Raw genomic sequence first — 16,437 nt, forward strand, 5'->3', positions numbered from 1 at the left:
ATGAAAGCACTAAAAACATCCCTGTTTAAAGTTCTGGTTCGCATCAATAAAGTTTTATTACCCAGTTATTACCAGAAAGATCCAATGAAGCTTACTACTTTTGAAAAGGCAGTTACGGGTTACCGGTATTGGGTGCTTACGAATTCTCTTCAGTAAAATAGTTTGTCAGCAACCCCACTAAAAATTTAGGTTCTACGCAGGTAGATTTTGGTGGCATCACCCCATCGGCATCTGCCACAGCCATCAGTTGTGAAATGGCCACCGGAAATAAAGTAAAGGCCAGGGTATATAACCCATTGTCTACCTGTTGCTGTAATGCAGCAATCGGTACCCGGCCGGTAGAAAACGTAATGCGCGCGTCGGTACGTGGATCATGAATACCCAGCAAAGGACCCAAAATATTTTCTTGCAGGATGTGAACATCCAACTGCCCCACTGGATCATTAGCCTGGTAGGAGCCCCTTATTGGCACAAGTTTATACCACTGTTTCGCCATATACATCCCGATTTCATGCAATTGAGCAGGTTGAAAGGCGCTGTGCTGTTTTTCCAGGATAAATGATTTTCCCAGACCTTCAAGAAATTGTGCAGGGCTGCTTTCACCCAGATCACGCAGCAGGCGGTTAAACTCCAGTATCTTTATTTCCTGGGTATTCATGTATACTGTAGAGAAATAAACGGGATCGCTCAGCTTGGCAACAGCTGCAATACGGTGGTGTCCATCGGCAAGGTACACCACAGGCAGCTGAGCAAAGGCCTCCTTAATCAAAGTGAGCTCCGCTACCGAGTTAATTGCCCAGACTTGATGTCTGCTCTGGTCGGTAAAAGTAAAGTCGAGCAAAGGCTTCTCTTCCACATAATGGCTGATCACCGCATCGATCGCCGCATCTGGAGGGTATGTAATTAAAACAGGGTTAGCATCAATCCTGGTGTGTTGCAGGTATTCGGTCAGCAGGCGTTCCCGGCGGGCTACAGTAAGTTCATGTTTTTTAATGTGAGCTTGGAGGTAATCGTCTATATGGGTTAAAGTCCATATCCCCGTCTGCACGGCATCGTCATGTGTAACGCGGTAAACATAAATTGCTGGGACATCTTGTCTGACCAGGAATTCCTTTTTCAGAAAGTGACGAAGGTTATTAGCTATTTTTTTAAAAACCAGTTCCTGGTGGTTGCCGCGGAGGTAAGGACGCTCCAGCTCAGGATTAATTAAATGCAGGAAACTGCATTCGTTTTCTGAGGCGATTAATTTCGCTTCCCCGGTGCTGTAATCTTCAAGCGGGCGTGTGACCACTTTTTCCGGCCATTGGGTGGCTGGAATGAAGGCATTAAACGGCTTTATATTTGGCATGGTAACGATTAAAAACAAAAAAAGAGGAACGATAGGGTCGTTCCTCTTTTTTTGTAATAGCTTATTTACTAAAGTGTGCGATGATCAAACCCGCCAATTCTTCTCCAATACGTTCCTGAGCTTCATTTGTAGCCGCTCCAATATGTGGTGTCAGAGAGATTTTCGGGTGTGATAGCAAGGCTGCTAGTGGTGTAGGTTCATTATCGAAAACATCTAAACCGGCAAAACCAACTTTACCGCTATCCAAGGCATCAATTAAAGCCTGTTCATCAATTGTTCCACCTCTGGAGCAATTCACAATACCTACTCCTGGTCTCATCATGTCAAATTCTGCTGCGCCTAAAATAGGTTTATCAGCAAAAGGTGTATGTAAACTAATGAAATCACTGCTGCTGATTACTTCTTCGAAAGAAACAGTTTCTACGGGAATGTCTACTGATACATCACCTTGGAAGGTGAGTGAAATATGGCCAGTGAATGGAAATAGGTCATAAGCAACAACCTTCATACCCAGACGTAAACCCATGGCAGCGGTTGCGCGACCGATACGGCCAAAACCAATCACCCCTAAAGTTTTACCTTTAAGTTCCATGCCTTTAGCATAAGCCTTTTTTAAACCATTGAAATTGGTATTTCCTTCAACGGGCATTTTACGGTTAGCATCCTGTAAAAACCTTACGCCAGTAAGCAAATGTGCGAACACCAGTTCTGCTACCGAATGAGAAGAAGCAGCTGGTGTATTGACTACCGCAATGCCTTTTTCTCTTGCATAGTCTACATCAATATTGTCCATACCTACCCCACCACGGCCAATCAGGCTTAGGTTTGGGCACTGGTCAATCAGTTCCTGGCGTACTTTAGTCGCACTCCTCACGGTAATGGCATCGTAATGCTGTAAGGCTTCCACTAATTTATCCTGAGGGATGGTTTCCGTATCTACGGTATATCCTGCTTGTTCTAATAATGCTTTACCAACGGGATCTATACCGTCATTTGCTAGTATTTTTACCATTAATCTATTTCTTGTTTTTTTCTTCGAATTCCTGCATTAACTCAATTAAAGCGTGTACGCTTGTGCTTGGCAAAGCATTGTACATGGATGCCCTGAAACCGCCCACACTTCTATGCCCTTTTAATCCTTCTACCCCATTCTCTTCTACAAACTTAAGGAATGGTTTTTCTAGTTCCGGATTGTTCATGACGAAACAAACATTCATTCTGGAACGGTCTTCCACTGCACAAGTGCCTTTAAACAAAGAATTCCTGTCAATTTCAGTATATAAGGCTTTGGCTTTAATGATATTTTCTTTTTCAATTTCAGCAACCCCACCTTTAGCTTTTAACCAGCGTAGGTTTAACATGGCTACATAAATAGAGAAAACCGGCGGTGTATTGTACATCGATCCCGCTTCTGCATGAGCTTTATAGTCAAGCATAGAAGGGATTTTCCGATCGATACGCCCTAAGATTTCATCTTTAACAATGACTACCGTTAAGCCAGCAGGGCCGATATTTTTCTGTGCACCTGCATAAATAAGGTCGAATTTCGATACATCGATTACGCGGCTCATGATGTCTGACGACATGTCGCACACCACGGGAACATTCGTTTGCGGAACGTCAAAAAGCTCAGTACCGTAAATGGTGTTATTGGAGGTGTAATGGAAATAAGCACTATCCTCAGGAATGGTAAAATCTTTAGGAATGAAGGTATAGTTGGCATCCTTAGAAGAAGCTACTACGTTCGCTTTACCAAAAGAGGCTACTTCTTTAATTGCTTTTTTAGCCCATACCCCTGTTTCAAGGTAACTGGCGGTTTGTCCATCCCCTAATAGGTTCATGGGTACCATGGCAAACTGCAAACTTGCACCGCCTTGCAAAAACAAAACGGAATAACCTTCCGGTACATTCAACAATTCTTTAACAAGTTTTCCGGCTTCAACAACTACGCTTTCGAATTCTGGCGTACGGTGGGAGATTTCAAGGATAGATAAGCCGTCTTTAAAATCTAAAATAGCTCTGGATGCTTGTTTAAATACTTCCTGTGGTAAAATACAGGGGCCTGCGCCAAAATTATGTCTCATTTTTTATGCTTTTTATTAAGCGTAAATGTAATAGTTTTTGACATTAAAGCAGGCTATTTTTGAACTTTTGCGACATTTGTAATAATAGTAGCCCGGGTAAATTGCAAAAGTCGACCAAATCAATAGGCTTTATCGTCCATTACAGCCTGATACTGCCCTTATCGACGTTCTTCATGTCGCTTATCATTTCTGCAGGAGATGCTGCAGCGAATACGGCATTACCGGCAACAAATACATTTGCACCTGCATCAATAAGCAGATCTATGTTTTGCATGCCTACGCCCCCATCGACTTCAATAGACAATTCGGGCTTCACTTTCATGGCCATGGCCTTCAACTCGTCGACTTTAGCCAGGGTACGGGGAATAAACTTTTGTCCGCCAAAACCCGGATTTACAGACATGATTAGCACAAGATCCAGATCAGCAAGAATATCTTTGAGCACACTCACAGGGGTGTGTGGGTTTAAAGCTACGCCGGCTTTACAGCCCGACTGGTGGATTAACTGAATGGTACGGTGTAAATGAGGGCATGCTTCATAATGCACGGTAATAATGGCCGCACCGGCCTGTGCAAAACGCTCGATATACTGATCGGGATTGACGATCATCAAATGTACATCCAATGGTTTGGTGGCATGTTTTTTAACAGCTTCCATCACCGGGAAACCAAAGGAAATATTGGGAACAAACACACCGTCCATCACATCCACATGAAACCAATCGGCTTCACTTGAATTAATCATCTCAATATCGTGTTGCAGATTTGCAAAGTCGGCGGCAAGTATGGAAGGTGCTATTAAATGTCTCATCACGTAAAGATAAGAATTCTTTTAAACGAAAAAACCCCGCCGAAGCGAGGTTTTTAAGACATTTATAGAAAAGGGTTATGCAGGTTTGTTTTCTGCAGTACCTTCTGGTTTAGATGGGCGAGGCATTAAAGCTTTTCTGGAAAGCTTCATTTTACCTTGTTTGTCAACATCCAATAATTTAACAGTTACTTTTTCACCTTCTTTGAATACACCGTCCATCGTTTCTAAACGCGTCCAGTCAACCTCAGAAATGTGTAATAAACCATCTTTTCCTGGCATGATTTCAACGAATGCACCAAATGGCATGATTGATTTCACCTTACCTTCGTAAGTAGCACCAATTTCTGGTTTAGCAGCGATGGCGTTAATACGTGCCACAGCAGCATCAATTGCCGCTTTATTGTCGGCAAAGATTTCAACGATACCTTTGTTTCCAACCTCTTCGATAGAGATAGAAGCGCCAGTTTCACGTTGCATTTCCTGAATGATTTTACCACCGGGCCCGATAACAGCACCAATGAATTCTTTATCAATAGAAAGAGAAACAATACGTGGAGCATGCTCTTTGTAATCTTCACGAGGCTGAGCAAGTGTTTTCTTCATCTCATTTAAGATGTGTAAACGTGCTTCGTTAGCTTGTAACAAGGCAGCAGTTAACACTTCCCATTTCAGACCATTGATTTTTAAGTCCATCTGGCAGGCAACAATACCTTTTTCTGTACCTGTAACCTTGAAATCCATATCACCTAAGTGATCTTCATCACCAAGGATATCAGAAAGGATCGCATATTTACCAGTTTTCTCGTCGGTAATTAAACCCATGGCAATTCCTGAAACAGGCGCTTTGATTTTAATACCCGCATCCATTAATGCTAAAGTACCAGCACAAACGGTAGCCATAGACGAAGAACCATTAGATTCCAAAATATCTGAAACGATACGAATGGTATATGGGTTTTCTTCTAATCCAGGTAAAACTCTTTTCAGGGAACGCATGGCCAAGTTACCATGACCGATTTCACGGCGTCCAGCACCTCTGTTCGGACGAACCTCACCAGTAGAGAAACCAGGGAAATTATAGTGTAATAAGAATTTGTTGTATCCGTTAACGAATGCACCATCAATCATTTGCTCATCGTCTTTAGAACCTAAAGTAACGGTGGTTAATGATTGGGTTTCGCCACGTGTAAATACAGCAGAACCATGCGCCGAAGGCAGGTAACCTACTTCACTCCAGATTGGACGTACGGTACGAGAATCACGGCCATCTAAACGAATTCCTTCGTCTAATACCAGGTTTCTGATCGCATCGTATTGTACATCATGGAAATACTTTTTAGACAAGAAGCCAGTTACGTCATCAATATCTTCGCCTAAAGAAGCGATGAAATCCATTAAGATCTGACCAAATTGGTTACCACGATCATGTTTAGCAATATTGCTTTTCGCAACAGCGTAAACTTTATCATAAGTAGCTGCATATACCTGGTCTCTAAGCTCAGGGTTACTGTCTTCATGAGAATAAGTACGTTTAACTGTTTTACCAACAGCTTCAGCTAATTCTTTTTGTACCTGAACCTGAATCACAATCGCTTTGTGAGCAAATTCAATAGCTTCCACCATTTCGGTTTCAGAAATCTCATCAGCTTCACCTTCCACCATCACGATATCTTTCTCCGTACCTGCTACCAATAAATCGATATCAGCACGTTCTAAGTCGCTTAAGTAAGGGTTAATCACGAACTTACCATCAATACGTGCAACACGTACTTCAGAGATTGGTCCGTTAAAAGGGATATCTGAAACTGCAATTGCAGCAGATGCCGCTAAACCAGCTAAACAGTCAGGTGTAATATTTTTATCAGATGAAATCAAAGAGATCATCACCTGCGTATCAGAGTGATAATCAGAAGGAAACATCGGGCGTAAAGCACGGTCAACCAAACGGGAGATTAGCACCTCGTAGTCTGATAATCTTGCCTCACGACGTAAGAAACCACCTGGAATACGACCTGCAGCCGCATATTTTTCCTGATAATCAACAGATAATGGTAAGAAATCAACACCAGACTTTGCACCTACTGTAGATACTACTGTAGCTAAAAGCATGGTATCACCCATTTTTACAACGACAGCGCCGTCAGCTTGTTTAGCTAACTTTCCTGTTTCAATTTCAATTATTCTTCCATCACCCAGGTCGAACGATTTTTTTATGACATTCATTTAAAGCTTGTTATGGTGTGTTTTCCTCTTTCTACACACCGGATTTATGTAGTTATTTTATTTGCAAATTAAAAAAGCCATTCCCTTAAGAATGGCTTTCTATGACATGAGTACAATTATTTGATGATATCTCTTAGCTGTAAAGCTTTGATGATAGCACGATAGCGACTAATATCTTTTTTGAATAAGTAAGCCAGGATACCACGGCGTTTACCTACCAGTTTTTGAAGTGCCAACTGAGTAGAGAAATCTTTACGATTTTTCTTTAAGTGACCTGTTAAATGCGCAATACGGTATGTAAATAACGCTACTTGACCTTCTGCAGAACCAGTGTTGGTTACTACTTCGCCGTGTTGTAAAAAGATTTCGGCTTTCTTTTCTTTACTTAAATACATTCTTGAATGATACTAAAGTGTGTATAATTAATTAATTAGGTGCAAAGATACTGTAAGTTTTAATCATAACCAATATTCTTACTCCTACTATTTCTGCTACTTTTGTAAAAATATTTATATGGAAAAGAACCAATACAGCATATTTGAGAGTGAAATTACCGTACGACCCGATGATATAGATATGTTTAACCACGTACATAACAGCAAGTATTTCGACTATGTACTTGCAGCAAGGTACGAACAAATGGATCGTTTTTACAAAATGCCCATGGAAGATTTCATGAAAGCAGGCTACGGCTGGGTAGTGAGAACAGCTTACGTAGATTTTAAACGCCCAATGATTTTAGGCGATACCGCCCTGGTACGCACCGGCATTTTGACCATTAATGAAAAAGGTTGCCGTGTGCAGTTTGAAATAGAGAACAAGCGCACCAAAAAAATTGCTTCCGATGGCTGGTTTGATTATGTGATGATTGACATTGCTTCTGGAAAAGGCATGAAAGTTACCGAAGAAATGATCCATACGTATAGTGTATAAGATAAAATAAACCTAATTTTAGGTAATGACCAAGGTATCCCGAGCTTTCACGCTACTTAAACAAGCCATTAAAGGCGAAGAAATGGATTACACCACCGGCAGCATCAATAAAGCGGTGGTGATGCTGGCCATTCCAATGATGCTCGAAATGGCACTGGAATCGGTGTTTGCCCTGGTAGACCTTTATTTCGTAGGTCATCTACCCAATAGCAGTCACGCCATACAAACCGTTGGTTTAACAGAATCTGTACTCACTATTATCTATTCCATTGCCATTGGCATGAGTATGGCGGCAACGGCCGTGGTGGCGAGAAGAATTGGCGAGAAAAACCCTGTTGCTGCTGCAAAGGCTGGCGCGCAGGCCATTTTAATTGCACTCGGCATCAACCTGATAATCAGTATTTTCGGATTTATCTATGCGCGCGACATCCTGCTGATCATGGGTGCCTCGGCCGAAACAGCAGATCACGGCACTACTTTTACGCGGATCATGATGGCGGGAAGCATCGTGATCATTCTCTTGTTTTTAATTAATGGTATTTTTAGGGGCGCTGGCAATGCCGCCATTGCGATGAAAAGCCTTTGGATTGCCAACCTGGCCAATATCATCCTTTGTCCTTTACTGATCAATGGACTAGGGCCAATACCCGCATTTGGTTTAACGGGTGCAGCCATCGCCACCACCGCTGGACGGGGTATTGGGGTGGCCTATCAGCTATACCACCTTTGGAGCGGTAAACACCTGATTCGCCTAAAGTTAACCTATTTTACACCCCATTTAGAACAGATCAAAGCCTTGTTAAAGATTGCCACACCAGCAATTTTCCAGTTTATTATTGCTTCTTGCAGCTGGGTATTTCTGGCTCAGCTGGTGGCCACTACCGGTGGCGACCAGGGTTCGGCAGGTTACCAAACTGCCTTAAGGTTGATGATGTTCTTTTTGTTACCTGCCTGGGGTATGAGTAATGCCGCCGCTACGCTGGTAGGGCAAAATCTGGGGGCCGCACAAATTGATCGCGCTTACCAATCAGTAATAACCACCATGAAATACAATGCCGCTTATATGGCCGGGGTTATGCTATTTACCTTTATCGCCGGACCATTTGTGGTTTCTTTTTTCACCAATGATAAGCAGGTTCAGGATGTGGCCATCCAGGCTTTATATATTTTATGTGCAGGATATGTTTTTTACGGAATAGAAATGGTACTGGTGAGTACCTTCAATGGAGCAGGTGATACCAGAACCCCAACATGGATTAACTTTTTCGGCTTCTGGGTGTTCCAGATTCCCTTTGCTTATTTACTGGCTCACTATTTAAACATGGGACCCACCGGGGTATTTATAGCAATACCTGTATCGGAAACAGGTATTGCTATTGTTGCCTATTTTCTATTTAAAAAAGGCAAATGGAAAACCATTAAGGTTTAGCCAATAGTTTCTTTAAGCAGCTTGGTGTAGAAGTCGCTTAGATTCATGCCCATGGCCGCCACCTGTTGAGGAATAAAACTGGTTGCGGTCTGCCCCGGAATGGTATTGATTTCGATAAAATAAAAGTCGCCCACCCCACCCTTCAGGATAAAGTCGATACGCACTATACCGCGGCAATTCAGTTTTTGGTAAACTTCGGTTACAATTTGCGCCACTCTTTGGTTTATTTCTTCATCTAATACCGCTGGTGTCGTTTCTTTAGCTACACCAGGGGTGTATTTAGCTTCAAAATCAAAAAACTCTTTAGCGGTTTCCACTTCTGTAATGGGCAGGACCGTAATTTTGCCATCCAGCTTAACCACGCCTACGGTAAATTCGCGGCCCGCAATAAACTCTTCAATTAAAATTTGGTTGTCTTCTTTAAAGGCTTTATCCAATGCGCCAGGCAAATCGTACTGGTTAGTTACTTTACTCATGCCAATGCTGCTTCCCCCATTATTGGGTTTCACAAAGTAAGGCAGGGTTAAATCCTTTTTAATCTGATCTACCTTATAATTGCCGTTCTTAAAGATCTGTGCTGATTTAGCCACAAATAACTGGTCAATATCCTGCACAATGGCTTTAGTATAACCTTTATTCATGGTAATGGCAGAGGTCATGGCATCGCAAGTGGTGTAAGGAAGGTTTAACATATCAAAATACCCCTGTAATTTACCATCCTCACCAGGTGAACCGTGAATGGCAATAAATACACCATCAAACATTACTTTCCGCCCCTTGAGGTTAAGGGAAAAATCATTGCGGTCCACTTCTATTTTAACGGAGTCTGCAGGTTCATAGAACCAGCCTTGCTGGGTAAGCATAATCTTATACACGTCAAATTTGTTGGGATCCAGATGATGGGCAATGGTGGCCGCGCTTTTTACAGACACTACCCATTCTCCTGTTGTGCCTCCGGTAAGCAGGGCTATTGTTTTTTTCATTCGTTTGTGTTTTATTTAGAAAGTGATCATCAGCTTTTTAATTGCTACAGAAGCTTAGTCTGATCAAGTTTTCATGGGTTAAAATATTACTTCACCTTACCAAAAGGTAATGCTCAAAAATATAATTACTAATGGAGATGTTATTTAAATTCACATAAAATATTTTTTTAGCCTATTTTTGACGCCATGAGTAAGTTCCTATCTTATCTAAAAACAAAATCGTTTAGAAATAACCTTCTTGCCGCTATTTTCACGGCTTTAGCCATATTATTTATTGCTTTCTTCAGTCTTCGGTACTATACCAAGCACGGACAGGGGCTTTATGTACCTACTTTAAAAGGGACCAATTTTGACCAGGCAGTTAGCAAGTTAACCAGCATGGGCTTGCGTTATGAAGTTGATTCTGTTTACATTATGGACCAGCCACCAGGCCTGGTTATTGATCAGGATCCTGAAGCCAACACCTTTGTAAAGGACAACAGAACCATATACCTGACCATCAATACTTCTCAGGCACCCAACGTTAATTTTCCTGATGTAGAATTCAAATCCCTGCGTGAAGTAGAGTCTATATTAAGTGGTTTTGGTCTGAAAATTGGTGACACCACTTACAAGGCCGATGTGAGTCGCGATGTGGTGCTGGAAGCCTTATTCGGCGGAAGAGCCGTTGCCGTTGGCGATGTATTACCTAAAGGGTCAAGAATAGACCTGGTATTGGGAGATGGACGCGGAAATGAAGATGTAGACATCCCTAACCTGGTTGGCCTTACTGCCGATGAAGCAAGATTTTCCCTGAAAGGATCGATGTTAAACATGGGTACCATTACCTACCAGGGTACCATTACAGATAGTGCCAACGCGGTAATTGTAATGCAATCACCTATCCTGTCTGACACCTTAACTAAAGTAAAAATCGGAACACCGGTAAACATTATATTAGCTGAAAAACCAACCAGCCCTGAATTCATTGACTAAACACATTATGAACAATAAAAGAATAAAAAAAACTGTTATCATCATTGCATCGATTTTTTTCGTCATTGGCGCAATTTTCGGGTTTAAGTTTTACCCGGTCTATTTCGCCCCTAACGTAACTGATAATGCCGACTATGTATATATCAATACCGGTTCTGATTTAAATGCTGTATATGCAGCCATGAACAAAAGTGGCGCTTTAAAAAGAATCAAGACTTTTCAGGAAGCTGCAGAACAGATGGACCTGGCCCTTCGTATTCAACCAGGCCGTTACCGGGTAAAAAAAGGCATGACCAACCGCCATTTAGTCAACATGATTAAATCAGGCAACCAGGAACCTGTGAACCTGAAGTTCCAGAACATCCGCCGCAAGGAAGATTTTGCTGGTTACCTGGCCAAAAGATTGGAAGCTGATTCCCTGGCCTTCATCAGCGTGCTGGATTCAGCTGCATTAATTGAAGAGCATGGATTTACACAGGAAAACATCTACACGATGTTTATTCCTAACACCTATGAAATGTACTGGAACACCAGTCCGGAGGAGTTCTTCCATAAAATGAAAGCTGAATATGAAAAGTTCTGGACTGCTGAACGTAAAAAGAAAGCAGCGGCACTTAACCTAACGCCGGTTCAGGTAAGTATTTTGGCTTCTATTGTAGATGGGGAGGCGATTTTTGATAAAGAGATGCCCATCATCGCGGGTCTTTACCTCAACCGTTTAGAACGCGGCATATTACTACAGGCCGATCCTACCGTGATCTTTGCCAATGGCGATTTCACTGTTAAACGAGTAACGTATGCCTTGCTTAGAAAGGATTCAAAATATAACACCTATAAATATGCTGGTCTGCCTCCGGGCCCGATCATGATGCCCAGCATCAAAGCGGTAGATGCGGTATTAAATAAAGACGATAACAATTACCTCTACATGTGTGCAAAAGAAGATTTTTCGGGATACCATAATTTCGCAGAGAACCAGGCGCAGCATGAAATCAATGCAAAAAAATACAGGGAAGCCTTAAACCAACGCAAGATATTTAGATAGTAGATGTACGTACACGAAACAAAAATTAGGGTAAGATATAGTGAAACGGATCAGATGGGTTACGTTTACAACGGAAATTATGCACAGTATTATGAAGTTGGCCGTGTAGAAATGTTAAGGAGCTTAGGCATGAGTTACCAATCGATGGAACACGCCGGTGTGATGATGCCCCTGCTCGAATTGAAATGCAAATTCATCAAGCCTGCGTTTTACGACCAGGAAATTACCATTAAAACCATTGTATCCAAACTTCCAGGTGTGCGTATCCTGTTCGATTATGAGTTGTTCAACGAAGAAGGAGAATTGATAAACCTCGGGCATACCACATTGGTATTCTTCGACATGGAAAAGAAAAAGCCATGTACGCCCCCTGAAAACTTTATGAGCAGAATAGCGCAATTTTTTAACTAAATTTATTAGATGGATTGGATTCACAAGCAATTACTTAAAATAAAAGTATATTCCTTATTTATAGACTGGACAAAGGTCTATATATTGCCTGGTTTTAGTCCCCTGCCCCTTTATACTGTTGCCGCCTTCTTTCTTGTGGAGATTCAAAAAGAATCTTTGCTTAACAAAGCGTCGTCCTTATCGTATAATTTTATGCTGGCCATATTTCCGGGCATCATCTTCCTTTTTACGCTGATTCCCTTTTTGCCTGCCGGTTTTCAAGACCAGCTGATGACGATTGTTGGTTTGATTTTACCGCACAAAGCATTTGACGCCTTTGAATCTACTATCACTGAAATCGTGAAAATACAAAATGGAAAATTACTTTCTTTCGGTTTTCTATTTGCCTTGTTTTTTGCCACTAATGGCATCGACAGTTTGATGATGGCTTTTAATAAATCGTCGTTAATTATGGAAACACGATCCTGGTTTCAACGGCGCATCATCGCCATCGTATTAACCCTGGTGATCGTTTTATCTGTATTCATCTGTATAGGTGCCATGATTGTAGGCGAAATTGCCTTAAATTACATCCAAAATGGACTGGGTATCGAGGGGAAATTCACCTATTATGTAATTCAGGTAAGCCGATGGACTTTGTTAGGTGCATTGTATTTTATCACCATCTCCATATTATACCGCTACGGCCCTGCACACGTAAAGAAATGGCACTTGTTTAGCGCAGGTTCCTGGTTAGCCACAATCCTGGCTTTCCTGAGCATCTGGGCCTTTTCCTTCTACATCAATAACTTTGGATCTTATAACAAGCTGTATGGCTCTATAGGCACTTTGCTGGTGATCATGATCTGGCTTTACCTCAACTCGTTAATTTTATTAGTAGGCTTTGAACTCAATGCCAGTGTCGACCTGAGCAAAAGAAGTGTTAAAATCATCAGACCGAACTATAACGTGTTTAAAAAGCCTGTTCAACCAACGGAAAAACTGCACCGTTAAAAGATTTTTAAGCTCATTTTAAAGAGGTTATCAAAATATTTATAAAAATTGAAGTACAGAATTTGCAGAACCGGAGGGTATTCGTACTTTTGCGCCGGAGAGTTGGCAGAGTGGTCGATTGCGGCAGTCTTGAAAACTGTTGACTGTTATAGGTCCGCGGGTTCGAATCCCCCACTCTCCGCCAAGGTATCAAAACCTACAGGAAGCCTGGAATCGTAAGATTTCAGGCTTTTTTGGTAATTAGCTTTTTCTTAATATTGAGCAGGAAATCACCCAGTAATGGGAGAAAAAAAGCATTAGTCTCATCACACTTTCACTGTAGTTCGAAGAAAGTACACGTTAAAAACGGCATTAGTACTAATGCCGTACCAGTTCCTTCGTTAACCCGGACTTACAAGAAGCCGGAGTGGAACCTGCTTTCCCCGTAAAGCCACATACCTTCCAGTCCAACAGCAGGTAGCATTACCTGGTTAAAAGCTTAAACAAGCAGGTTTTAACGATAAAAAAAACAGAAATCCTTTCTATTGGTTATAATAACTAATCTTAGCATAACCAAAAAAATATGAAAAAGCCTATTTATTTCCTGATTGCAATCGTTGGTATGAGTCTTCAAAGTTGCTTTAATGACGACCGTGGGCAAAGAGATACAGCGGCTACCTCAGCTGTTGATCCAATAGAAGATACGACACAACGAGCACAAAATTATACTGCAGATGTTGATATCAATGGTGATGAGAAATCATTTATATCACAAGCAGCTTCAGGAAGTATGGGTGAAATTGCTACAGGAAATTTAATTATTCAAAAGTCAACGAACGCTGCAGTTAAATCATTTGCTGAACGCATGGTTAAAGACCATAATAAAGCGAATAAAGAACTTGAGAAAATCGCCAATCGCAAGGGCTTAACTTTTCCCAGTACACTTTCAGAAAATCAATTGAAAGAAATCGCAGCGATGAAGGAATTATCTGGCAGGTCCATTGACGTACAATACCTCACCATGATGATTAACAACCATGCCCAAACAACAGCACTTTTTGGAAAAGCCACTTCATTTAAAGATTCGGCATTAAAAGCTTTTGCTTCTACCACCCTACCAGTTATACAATCACACCGTAAAGATGCTGTTAAACTTGGTGAAAAATTAAACATCAGTAACACCAATAATGGTGATGATATCGGTATTGTCACTTCATCAACAAATAATTAAAGACGATGAATTACACTTCACGCTTACTTCTTACTCCACACCTCATAGATTTTCGCGCCCTTGCTGCTCAGCCCGCTGTGATGCCAATTGCCATTCTCTAACTTACCGTCAAAAGTCAATGATGCGCCAACCCTACTGTTATCACGGGAAAAGAATTCAATATTTTCAGTGTACTTACCACCTTTAAAGGTATAAGAACCACCACCAGTGCCAGAAAACTGTTTCTTTGCTGGATCTATTGCTACCCACTGAAACTTTGTTCCAGTCAGCATTTTATAGGTATGACGTGTCCCTGTTTGATGTATTGCACCTATTTTTCCATCATCCTGCATCCTGCCTGTTATCCTCCACACACCTGCAAGAGGCGCTTTACCTTCATCTACATGAGTGAAATTCAATTGAACTTCAGGAGCTGTAATGGATAGCTGCTTGCCAGATAAGGTAAAAGGGAAATCGAAATCTTGTCCTACATTTAATGAATCTGCAGTATTATACCAAACGGTACCTGTCAGTTTATCACCACTGATGCCTACTTTACCGCCCTGACTCATCATAAATTCCTGATCCTGATGCACGGTATAGAAATAAATACTGTCTTGCACCAGGAGAAGATGACGGGTAGCACCATCTTTAAATTCCCATGCCCCGTTAATAGTGGTGGATTGTGCTTGCGCGTTTGAGGTGATGACGAAGCATAACATCGCGAATAGTCCCAAAAATCGTTTCATAACATTCCTTTTTAAATTCAAAAATGATATTTAAAGCTAAGCATTTTTTTAATTGGTGTAAACCTATATTTAAACATGTGAACCTACACAAGTCGCCTATCACGTCGCTAATCAACAAAAAAGGCCCCCATTAATATGGAAGCCCTAAGTTATTGTTACCACTAACTAAATCAATCAATTCAAGCCTGGCAACTCCTTTAGAATAGTTTTTCTGCAGGAGGTTTAATACCAGCCAAACGTATATACATGGTTGTTTGTCCTCTGTGATGGGTCTGGTGTTCAAAAGCTTTAGCTACGGCCTGTTCTTTGGTTAATTCAAACTGACCAAATACCTTAACCTTCTCTTGTAGCAGTGCAGGTGTCAATTTTTGTAATCCAGTAATGATGAAATCATAACTGGCTAAGGTTTCTTTGGTTACCATAGCTTTTGATTTATCATTTCCTTTTTCAAGTGAACCCATGGCTACAGGACTTTTTTGGCCAGTTGCCGCTGTACCAAAGCCATAGTTACCATCAGCAATATGAAGCATCTGGTCGGCAAAGGAACGCGTGTCTGGCGTTACTTTTAAAGAGAAAGCGGAGTCCGGCATGGCATCCAGGTATTCTTTGGTATAAGCTTTCGCCCTTTCCCATTCTTTAATTATTTCACTCGATGCATTTTGTGCCATTGCTGTACTTCCTGCCATGAGGATGAACAGGAATAAGGCTGTAATTTTTTTTAGTGATTTCATGTCTTTTGATTTATAGAGGTCTAATTTATGAATTTCTGATCAGGAATAGATTAACCTACAGGCTATGCTTCTATACATATGGTAACATATTTTGCTTCTTTCTTACTCACTATGGGGCCTATATACTCAACTGTAGTTTATAGAAGTCACACTATACTTAGCTAAACAAGCGCTGATAATTTGCACTGCTATTAGGCGTAGTCTTCAAACTAAATCATATTTTAATTTATAATTTATGCAGCTAAACTATTTGTAGCAGAATGACTAATTAAATACCTTTTATCAAACAAAAACACCTGTAAATCAATACAATAAGATTAATAAAAGCGAATATCTCGAAAATAGATGCTTCAATTCAATGCATAACAGGTTTAAACCTAGCTGAAACTACTGAAAACGGTGTTCAGTTAAACCCAAAAAGCTAAACCTACTGATAATAAGTCGGCTATAAAATAGCTAGTTTGTTTAACGTTAAATGGAAACACATCGACAAAATATTAGTTAATTTATAGAAAATATATTACACCCTGAAA

17 protein-coding genes and 1 tRNA gene are annotated in these 16,437 nt (G+C 41.1%); 9 read left to right on the forward strand and 9 right to left on the reverse strand.

Annotated elements, in window-relative coordinates; genetic code table 11:
• Positions 1-156 (forward strand): hypothetical protein, encoded by a 156-nt coding sequence (locus tag IWX76_RS03900; protein WP_196858554.1) that lies wholly within the window; start codon positions 1-3, stop codon positions 154-156.
• Here IWX76_RS03900 and IWX76_RS03905 read toward each other — a convergent pair.
• The 6 genes from IWX76_RS03905 to rpsO form a co-directional block, all read right to left on the reverse strand.
• Entirely contained in the window at positions 137-1,348 is a 1,212-nt protein-coding gene (locus IWX76_RS03905) for a DUF1015 domain-containing protein (RefSeq protein ID WP_196858555.1), read from the reverse strand. The genes IWX76_RS03900 and IWX76_RS03905 overlap by 20 nt on opposite strands.
• Positions 1,349-1,409: 61 nt before the next feature.
• Positions 1,410-2,360, reverse strand: coding sequence for a D-2-hydroxyacid dehydrogenase (locus IWX76_RS03910; protein ID WP_196858556.1), 951 nt, complete (start codon positions 2,358-2,360; stop codon positions 1,410-1,412).
• Positions 2,361-2,364: 4 nt separating this feature from the next.
• Positions 2,365-3,432 carry a 3-phosphoserine/phosphohydroxythreonine transaminase gene (gene serC / locus IWX76_RS03915; RefSeq protein WP_196858557.1) on the reverse strand — a complete coding sequence of 356 codons (1,068 nt, stop codon included), beginning with the start codon at positions 3,430-3,432 and terminating at the stop codon, positions 2,365-2,367.
• A gap of 139 nt (positions 3,433-3,571) precedes the next feature.
• Positions 3,572-4,243 carry a ribulose-phosphate 3-epimerase gene (gene rpe / locus IWX76_RS03920; RefSeq protein ID WP_196858558.1) on the reverse strand — a complete coding sequence of 224 codons (672 nt, stop codon included), beginning with the start codon at positions 4,241-4,243 and terminating at the stop codon, positions 3,572-3,574.
• A gap of 75 nt (positions 4,244-4,318) precedes the next feature.
• Positions 4,319-6,466: a polyribonucleotide nucleotidyltransferase gene (gene pnp, locus IWX76_RS03925; RefSeq protein ID WP_196858559.1), complete on the reverse strand. Its 2,148-nt coding sequence runs from the start codon at positions 6,464-6,466 to the stop codon at positions 4,319-4,321.
• 116 nt (positions 6,467-6,582) lie between these two features.
• Positions 6,583-6,861, reverse strand: coding sequence for a 30S ribosomal protein S15 (rpsO, locus tag IWX76_RS03930; RefSeq protein WP_196858560.1), 279 nt, complete (start codon positions 6,859-6,861; stop codon positions 6,583-6,585).
• A 118-nt stretch (positions 6,862-6,979) separates the two neighbouring features.
• Between rpsO and IWX76_RS03935 the strand changes: the two genes are divergently transcribed.
• On the forward strand, positions 6,980-7,399 hold the full coding sequence (locus IWX76_RS03935) for an acyl-CoA thioesterase (protein ID WP_196858561.1): 420 nt from the start codon (positions 6,980-6,982) through the stop codon (positions 7,397-7,399).
• Positions 7,400-7,424: 25 nt separating this feature from the next.
• Positions 7,425-8,828, forward strand: coding sequence for an MATE family efflux transporter (locus IWX76_RS03940; protein ID WP_196858562.1), 1,404 nt, complete (start codon positions 7,425-7,427; stop codon positions 8,826-8,828).
• On the opposite strand, the gene IWX76_RS03945 is transcribed toward IWX76_RS03940, so the two are convergent.
• Complete coding sequence (locus IWX76_RS03945) at positions 8,825-9,811, reverse strand: D-alanine--D-alanine ligase (RefSeq protein WP_196858563.1); 987 nt, start codon at positions 9,809-9,811, stop codon at positions 8,825-8,827. The genes IWX76_RS03940 and IWX76_RS03945 overlap by 4 nt on opposite strands.
• A gap of 186 nt (positions 9,812-9,997) precedes the next feature.
• Between IWX76_RS03945 and IWX76_RS03950 the strand changes: the two genes are divergently transcribed.
• From IWX76_RS03950 to IWX76_RS03975, 6 genes are all read left to right on the forward strand, one after another.
• Positions 9,998-10,786: a PASTA domain-containing protein gene (locus tag IWX76_RS03950; RefSeq protein WP_196858564.1), complete on the forward strand. Its 789-nt coding sequence runs from the start codon at positions 9,998-10,000 to the stop codon at positions 10,784-10,786.
• 7 nt (positions 10,787-10,793) lie between these two features.
• Positions 10,794-11,831 (forward strand): endolytic transglycosylase MltG, encoded by a 1,038-nt coding sequence (gene mltG, locus IWX76_RS03955; RefSeq protein ID WP_196858565.1) that lies wholly within the window; start codon positions 10,794-10,796, stop codon positions 11,829-11,831.
• A 3-nt stretch (positions 11,832-11,834) separates the two neighbouring features.
• A complete protein-coding gene (locus tag IWX76_RS03960; RefSeq protein ID WP_196858566.1) occupies positions 11,835-12,242 on the forward strand; it encodes an acyl-CoA thioesterase in 408 nt (135 codons plus the stop codon).
• Positions 12,243-12,251: 9 nt separating this feature from the next.
• Positions 12,252-13,235, forward strand: coding sequence for a YihY/virulence factor BrkB family protein (locus tag IWX76_RS03965; RefSeq protein WP_196858567.1), 984 nt, complete (start codon positions 12,252-12,254; stop codon positions 13,233-13,235).
• A gap of 96 nt (positions 13,236-13,331) precedes the next feature.
• Positions 13,332-13,419: transfer RNA gene (locus IWX76_RS03970), tRNA-Ser, on the forward strand.
• 378 nt (positions 13,420-13,797) lie between these two features.
• A complete protein-coding gene (locus IWX76_RS03975) occupies positions 13,798-14,445 on the forward strand; it encodes a DUF4142 domain-containing protein (protein ID WP_196858568.1) in 648 nt (215 codons plus the stop codon).
• A gap of 23 nt (positions 14,446-14,468) precedes the next feature.
• Here IWX76_RS03975 and IWX76_RS03980 read toward each other — a convergent pair whose 3' ends face one another.
• Complete coding sequence (locus tag IWX76_RS03980; protein WP_196858569.1) at positions 14,469-15,173, reverse strand: hypothetical protein; 705 nt, start codon at positions 15,171-15,173, stop codon at positions 14,469-14,471.
• A gap of 197 nt (positions 15,174-15,370) precedes the next feature.
• Positions 15,371-15,904, reverse strand: a complete 534-nt coding sequence (locus tag IWX76_RS03985) for a DinB family protein (protein WP_196858570.1) — start codon at positions 15,902-15,904, stop codon at positions 15,371-15,373.
• Positions 15,905-16,437 lie beyond the last annotated feature (533 nt).

It is taken from the genome of Pedobacter sp. CAN_A7 (assembly GCF_015752175.1).
Classification (GTDB): Bacteria; Bacteroidota; Bacteroidia; order Sphingobacteriales; family Sphingobacteriaceae; genus Pedobacter.